Source organism: Pinirhizobacter sp., assembly GCF_035317885.1.
GTDB lineage: Bacteria > Pseudomonadota > Gammaproteobacteria > Xanthomonadales > Rhodanobacteraceae > Pinirhizobacter.
The window spans coordinates 1-7,083 of sequence record NZ_DATHFX010000517.1; the positions used below are offsets into that span (position 1 = coordinate 1).

Genomic DNA, 7,083 nt, shown 5'->3' on the forward strand with positions numbered 1-7,083 from the left:
CCCGACGCCTACCGGGAGCTGCTGGCAGAGCGCTTGCTCCAGGACTATCCGGCCGATCATCCGGCGGTCGTCTATCGCGCGCCGACATTGCCGATCGAGGGCCCGCACATCCAGCGCATGGCGCTGCGTGACTTCCCTGCCGCCGAGTTCACCGGCCATGAAACGCTCGCGCTGCCACCCGCGTGCGCGCTGAAGCCAAACGTCATCATGCGTGCGCGCCTGGATGCGCTCGATGCTGTCCACGGCACGGGCGTGGAACCTGCCGTTCCGGCATAAGGGGCTAAAGAAAGCGCGCGGTCTGCCGCTAAAGCGACATGCCGGACTGTCACCGCGTCATCGGGTGGGGAGCGGACGGCACCAAGGTCAACAGGAACCAGGGGAAGAATATGCGCGACACCGTCGAATTGCTGGAAGCTATCGGCCGTGATGCCACATTACGGCATGCGTCGCCCGAGGAACTGGCGCGAGCACTCGAAGCCGCCGATGCCTCGGCCGGCTTGCGCGAACTGGCAGCCAATGGCGACGGCACGACCCTGACCAAGGAGTTGGGTCTCGTGCAGATGCACGTCGAGCACATGAGTCAAACGGGCGGGCATGAGGGTGAGGGCGAGGACGAGCACTACCCCGAAGACGATCATGGCGATGGCAAGGACGACGAGCAGAACCCGCCCGACGATCCCGACGATACGCCCCCGACCTGAGGGGAAGCCGGCATGTCGCTCAATTGCGTTGGCCTCATGCGGTCCTGGCCGGTCCTGCTGGGGCTCGCGCTGTTGGCGCAGTTACCGTGCGGCCATGCCGCTCCAGCGCCGCCGATGGGGCCCGGCAGCGGGCGGGTTGCGCAGGCAGACGCCATACGCACCAAGGATCACCCGCATTTCGTCGACATGCTGGGCGAGCTCCATCGCGACGCGGCAGCCTTAAGTACGCGCGAAAAGCGGTATCTGCGCTTCCTCGACGGCTGGGAAGCAAATTACGAAGGGCGCTATCGGGAAGCCGAGGCCGCTTTCCGGGATGTCCTTGCGGACGCGGAAGGCGATACGCTGGGCTACCGCGCCACCGCCATGTTGATGAACAACCTGACGGGCCAAGGCAAATACGCGGAGGCTTACGCCATGGCGACCCGCGTCGCGGACACGCTGCCTACCGTGACCGACCCGGACGCCCGATTCTCATTGTTGGCGAACCTGTCGCAGATGCTGACGTTCGCGGGCCAGCCCGAGCAGGGGCTGAAGTACGCCGACATGATGCTGACGGCCACGCCGGCCGGCCAATCCCCTTGCCAGGCCATGGTGCAGAAGGTCACCGCGCTCGAGGGCGCCCGCCATCTGACGTCCCACAGTCCGGAGCTGGTGCAGACGATCGATACCTGCACGGCGGACCGCCAGCCGCTTTTCGCCAATACCATCGCGCTCATCCTGGTGGACCGTCTGTTCGAGGAACACAAGCTGGCCGAGGCCCTCGCGGCCGTCGCCCGCATCACCCCTGCCATCCAGGCAAGCCAGTACTTTCCGCATCTCATCGACCTGGCCAGCCAGCGCGCCCAGATCTACGAACAGATGGGCAACGCCACCGAAGCACGGAAAGCCGCGCTCCAGACCGTTGCCATGACCCACCCCGGTGACGTCAACGAGGCGCTGCGGTTCGCCTACCGCGTCCTGTACACGATCGACAAAGCACAGGGGCATTACGCCAGCGCACTGGATTTCTACGAACACTATGTCGTCCAGGACCAGGGCTACCTGCGCGATGCAAACGTCAGGAACGTGGCCTACGAGGCTGCCCGCCAGCACTTCCTCGCCGACAAGCTCGAGACGGAAGGCCTGAGCAAGGAGAACCGCATCCTGCGGCTCCAGCAGGCACTCGATGCCAAGGCCGTGGAGGCGAGCCGTCTCTACATCGTGATGATGTCCCTCGTCCTGCTTTCGATCATCTTCTGGATGGTGCGCATCAAGCGTTCGCAACTTCGCTTCAAGGGGCTGTCGTCCTGCGATGGACTTACCGGGATCTTCCACCACCAGCATTTCATGAGCGAATCCGAGCGCGCACTGCGCGCCCTCGACAAGCGCGCCGGCGACGGCTGCCTGGTCTTCCTGGACCTGGATGATTTCAAACAGGTCAACGATACTCATGGACACGCCGTGGGCGATGCGGTGCTCAAGCACGCTGTCGCGATCTTCAAGGGACAGCTGCGCAAGGCTGACCTCCTCGGGCGCCTTGGTGGCGAGGAGTTCGGCATGCTGCTGATGGATATGCCGCGATTGCAGGGCACCCTGGTCGCCGAGCGCATCCGCCTGGCGCTCGCCGCCTCGCCGCTGGTCATGGACGACGTGGTGGTTTCCTTCTCGGCCAGCATCGGCCTGGCCTCCACCGATATGACAGGCTACGACTTGCAGCAGCTGTGCCGCGCTTCGGATGCCGCGCTGTATCGGGCCAAGCGCTTGGGGCGCAATCGCGTCGTCATCGATAGCCACGAGGACGATTCGGCCGCCCAGCCGCTGCCGGCCGCCGTGTCCACGACCCCCCGCACGGCATGATCGAACGCGTTCCACGACATAGCCCGTCTCCGGCCAGATTCACTTGCAGGCAAATTTAGATCGTGATAAACCGGTCTTCCAGTCACATTTGGGAGTGGTGCCAACGATGGGAGTGGTGGGATGGGTGCACGACCAATTGCTCGACTTCTTTGGCTTAGGTCCATTGCTGGGGATGATTGCCGCGGGCGACTATCGCGCCCTGCTTACCGTCAATGGCTTCGGCGCGCTGCTCAATCCCCTGCTGCCGCCGTTGCTGCTGTTCGAGCTGTTGCGCAGCGTGGCGGTCAAGACGTTCAAGCGCGAGCACTACCAGGTGCCATTGCTGGTGATGGTACTGAACCGGTTCATCGGCAACTTCATCACCATCGCGATGGTGGGGCTATGCATCGGTCTGTTCCAGCCCTTCGCCTTGTTCCAGGCGGGCCTTACCTGGTATGGCGTGCTTTATGGTTACGTGGCCTGGGAATTCTCCCATTTCGTCTACCATTTCCTGGCGCATAAGGTCAGGCTGCTGTGGTGCCTGCACTCCACGCATCACGCGCCGGTGGCGATGAACCTTAGCGTGAACTATTCACATATCTTCCTGGAAGCGGCCTATGCCGACTTCGTACGCACCAGCATTTGCATGCTGCTTGGCGTGAGCCCGCCGCTGCTGGTGCTGATCATGATCATCGATGGCTTCTGGGGCAGCTTCATCCACGTCGGCGAGAACGCGCTGAAGAACGGCAGGCTGGGCGTGCTCAACCGCTTCATCCTGACGCCGTCGCACCACCGCGTGCACCACGCACGCAACGTGGTGTACATGGACACGAACTTCTGCAACCTTCTGCCCATCTGGGACCGCGTGTTCGGCACCTACGTGGAAGAGCGCGACGATATCCAGATCGAGTACGGCATCACCCGCCCGGTGAATCGCTACAGCGTACTGGACGCGTACCTGGGCGAGTTCTACCTGCTGGGCAAGGACGTCTGGAACGCGCCGGGCATCGGCAACAAACTGCTGTACCTCATCATGCCTCCGGGCTGGAGCCACGACGGGCAGCACAAGACAGCCAAGGTCGCCAAGCAGGAACTATTAGAGCGGGACGCAAGTCATCCACGCACGGCCCAGCCCTCCCACGGATACCACTGATGACACGGCTTTCCAACCTGATGTTCGGCGGCCTTATCCTGCTTGCCGCAAGCTTCGCCCTGGCTGCGCAAACGGTCGATGGCGGCGCCGCCCCGCACGTCAATCTTGCGCTGGGCAAACCCGCGACCGGCTCACCGATATGTAAGCCGGGCGAGGAAGCCAGCAAGGCGGTGAATGGCAAGGTCGAAAGCAAGACCCAGGACAAGTTCTGCACCCTGCAGACCCCCAGCTGGCTTCGCATCGACCTTCAGCAGGTAAACCAGATCACAGGCTTCACCATCAAGCATGCCGGCGCGGGCGACGAGCCTGTGTCGATGAATACGCGCGATTTCACGCTACGCGTATCTGCCGATGGAAAAACCTGGAAGACCGTGGTGGATGAATCGGGCAACACGGCAAGCATCACCGAACACCGCATCGCCCATGAACGCGCGCGCTATGTGGAGCTTGACGTGACCAAGCCGACGCAAACGGATGATCCGGCCACGCGCATCTACGAAGTGGAAGTCTGGTAAGGCGGCTAAAGCCTTGCCGCGTCGGCACGGGCGCGAATGTCCGCGAAAGTGAAGTCGCTGACGATCTTGCCGTCTTCCCAGACCGTCACCATCGCATCATCGAAGCCCATCGGCTTGTCGATGTCTGCCAGTGAACGGGCCTGAGCCGGCACCGGCACCGTCTTGAAGGTGCCGTATTCGCGATGCCGCAGCAAGGTCATCCGTCCGCGCTTGCTCTGTTTGCCCTTGTCGGTCACCGGATCCTTCCATACGTCGATCCACGCCCCGTTGACCCGCGCCGCCGAGCACTTCAGCGCGAACTTCTGCGTGTCGCGGTTCAATTGCTGCAGTAACGCACCGCCCATGCCAAAAGCGACGTTGTCGGTGGCGTAGCCGGCGCTGGTCACCCGATCCAGGATCGCGCGGATGCTGGTGGGATTGATGCCGTCACCCTGGATCACCCGTACGTGGTTGAGCACTTTGTAGCCCTTGCCGTTCACCGTGTGGCCAAAGGCCTCGTCGAGCAGTTCCAGGCATTGATGCACTACCGCCACCGGGTCGCCGGAATCCGGACGCACGATGACGGTGGCGCCCGAATCGATCACCTCCTGGCGAAGCGTCTTGCCCCAGTGCTCGGTGATGGCGTGGTAGATGTCATAGCTATCCGATACCACGGCCACGATGGCGCCGGGCTTGGCGAACTGCCACAGCATGTTGCGATAGGCCTCGACCTCGTTCTCGCGGCCCCAACTGGTGATGGTGCTGTGCTCGGCGGCTGGAATGGAGAAGCCGGCCATGGGCTCGTGGTAGTGGGCCTTGGCTAGCAGAAGCCCCGACACCGTGTCGGTGCCGAGGAAATTCACCAGGTGCGCAGCGCCGCCGATGGCGGCGGACTCGACGCTTGAAACACCGCGGGAACCGAAGTCATGCAGCTTGAAGGGAAGCTGCCCTTCCACATCGTCACTGGTGCGTTCGAGGAACTGTCGGATGGTCTGCTTGGCGTGCCAGCTGATCGTGGCCACGGTCACCGGGTACCAGATGCGCAGGAGCATCGTCTCCAGGTACGAGGGCACCCAGAAGGCGGCTGGGTCGGTGGATTCGATCGTCATCAGCGCCTGGTGGGTCGGCACCACGGTGCCTTCGGGCACGGCTCTTATCCGTATCGGCAACAGGCCGCCGTGGTGATCGACGATATAGCGCCATCCCGCCTCATTGAAAGGCTCGCCGTGGGCCGCGAACAGGTCGCGGGCTTCATCGACATCGGCGTGGGTAACGGGTCTTGCCAGGTATTCCTTCAGGATCGCTTGCAGGCCGAAGAATACGGTGCGGTCATAAGTACCCCCACGCGATTCCACGTAGAAGAAAGTGGCATCGGTTCCCGGCGGGTATTGCAGCCAGTGGCTGGCCTTGTAGCTATCGGTATTGAGCAGGAGATTGTCGAGGCATTGCATGGCGCTGGGCCTGCATGGACGCTGGGGAACGGTGAATACTACCCCGCGTCACGCCTTAGAGAGCGACCTACGTTGGAGTCGGCGATACCTGATACCACGGCGGTTGGCTCTCCACTACGCTGTGCTACCGAGATGAGCACCGGCTGCAAGCGCGCGTGAACGCGAGGATTGAGCCCAACCCAAGGAGAGGAATCATGGGCGATGATTTGGTCAAGGACGTCGCCGGCCGCGTGACGCGGCTTGAGGACGCCACGCGAATCCTCACTGGCCAGGTCAGCGGCATACTCGAGCGATTGAACCATCTGCCGACGAAGGCGGGCTTGTGGCGCATGGTCGCCCTGGCCGCAGGCGGCGTGATCCTGGCGATGTGGGGCATGTTCCAGTACCTGGCCAAGCCTTGGATCGAGCACATTCTCATGGCTTCCCTGCACCGCTAGCATCCCCTGCCGCCGTTACCGCGCGGCAACCTCCGATGGGCTCTTGCCCAGCAATCGACGTATGCAGCGGGCCATATGGCTGGGGTGGGCGAAGCCGGTCTCCAGCGCGATGTCGGTGATGCTCTGCCTGCCTTCGAGCAGAAGGATACGGGCGCGTTCGACGCGGCGTTCCATCACGAAGCGATGCACCGGCACGCCGGTGGCCTGTTTGAACATCGGCTTGAAGTGCGACACGCTGAAATCCGCGATGCGAGCCAACTCGACGAGGGTGAGGTCCTGGTCGAGGTTACTCTCGATGTACTCGATCACCTGGCGCAGACGCCATGCAGGCAGTGCGCGCACGGTTTTGCTGCCAACACTGGCATGCCGCGATTGCAGCGCCAGCAAGCGCACCGCGAGCGCGGTGGCGAGGCTGTCGGCGAATAGCCTGCCTCCAGGATAGTCGTCGTGGTCTTCCGCCTGCATCATCCAGCCAATGCGCTCGACCTGTGGATCGCGAATGTGGATCGATGGTGCCAGCGAAGCATTCTGGGCACCCATGCCCATGCTGTCCGCGGTTTCCGATAGCAGCGACGGAGATAGGCGGAGCAGCAATGATCGCGCGGGCCGGGACAGTGTCCATCGCGTGCTGGAGCCGGTGGGCACCACGCAAAACTGGCCGTGGATCCGCGTCCCCGTGCGCTCACCGTGCGCCGCCCGCCACGATACCGGTACCGGTTCGCCCAGGTGCAGGCAAAGCACGTGGCGGTGATCCACTGGCGAATCGAACAGGCCCAGCGGTACAGGGGAGGTCAACGTATCGAGCAAGGGCAATGGCCCGCCACCGGCGAGTACCGCGGACGGCGGACTGGGGTAGCAATCGGGGCGGCTCATGGCGCGATCCTGCCAGAAATCATCCATCCGTGTCCGGCGCCGGCTTTTCCTGCGCGTGGCCCGGGGAATACCCGGATATGATCGCCGCCGAAGCCCGACACCCTATGGGGAATCGCCTGATGAGCTCACCGAGTGTGCGTTTAGGGATCATGGCCCGGG

Annotated in this window: 7 protein-coding genes and 1 pseudogene; 6 read left to right on the plus strand and 2 right to left on the minus strand. The window is 63.2% G+C overall.

The features are described 5' to 3' along the window. The 5 genes and pseudogenes from VK519_RS16980 to VK519_RS17000 all read left to right on the plus strand — a co-directional run. Positions 1-276, plus strand: a pseudogene (locus tag VK519_RS16980) (hypothetical protein); the annotation flags it as partial. Positions 277-386: 110 nt separating this feature from the next. After that, positions 387-701: a hypothetical protein gene (locus tag VK519_RS16985; RefSeq protein WP_324351740.1), complete on the plus strand. Its 315-nt coding sequence runs from the start codon at positions 387-389 to the stop codon at positions 699-701. 12 nt (positions 702-713) lie between these two features. Then, positions 714-2,537, plus strand: a complete 1,824-nt coding sequence (locus VK519_RS16990) for a GGDEF domain-containing protein (protein ID WP_324351742.1) — start codon at positions 714-716, stop codon at positions 2,535-2,537. A 124-nt stretch (positions 2,538-2,661) separates the two neighbouring features. Continuing rightward, entirely contained in the window at positions 2,662-3,669 is a 1,008-nt protein-coding gene (locus tag VK519_RS16995) for a sterol desaturase family protein (protein ID WP_324351744.1), read from the plus strand. Beyond that, on the plus strand, positions 3,669-4,184 hold the full coding sequence (locus VK519_RS17000) for a discoidin domain-containing protein (protein ID WP_324351746.1): 516 nt from the start codon (positions 3,669-3,671) through the stop codon (positions 4,182-4,184). Before VK519_RS16995 ends, VK519_RS17000 begins: the two co-directional genes overlap by 1 nt. A gap of 5 nt (positions 4,185-4,189) precedes the next feature. Here the strand turns inward: VK519_RS17000 and VK519_RS17005 are convergent, their stop codons facing one another. After that, the gene (locus tag VK519_RS17005) at positions 4,190-5,614 is read right to left on the minus strand and encodes a nicotinate phosphoribosyltransferase (protein ID WP_324351748.1); all 1,425 of its coding nucleotides are present in this window, start codon (positions 5,612-5,614) and stop codon (positions 4,190-4,192) included. Positions 5,615-5,808: 194 nt separating this feature from the next. Between VK519_RS17005 and VK519_RS17010 the strand changes: the two genes are divergently transcribed. Beyond that, on the plus strand, positions 5,809-6,051 hold the full coding sequence (locus VK519_RS17010; protein ID WP_324351750.1) for a hypothetical protein: 243 nt from the start codon (positions 5,809-5,811) through the stop codon (positions 6,049-6,051). A gap of 15 nt (positions 6,052-6,066) precedes the next feature. Here the strand turns inward: VK519_RS17010 and VK519_RS17015 are convergent, their stop codons facing one another. Continuing rightward, entirely contained in the window at positions 6,067-6,924 is an 858-nt protein-coding gene (locus VK519_RS17015) for an AraC family transcriptional regulator (RefSeq protein ID WP_324351752.1), read from the minus strand. Positions 6,925-7,083 lie beyond the last annotated feature (159 nt).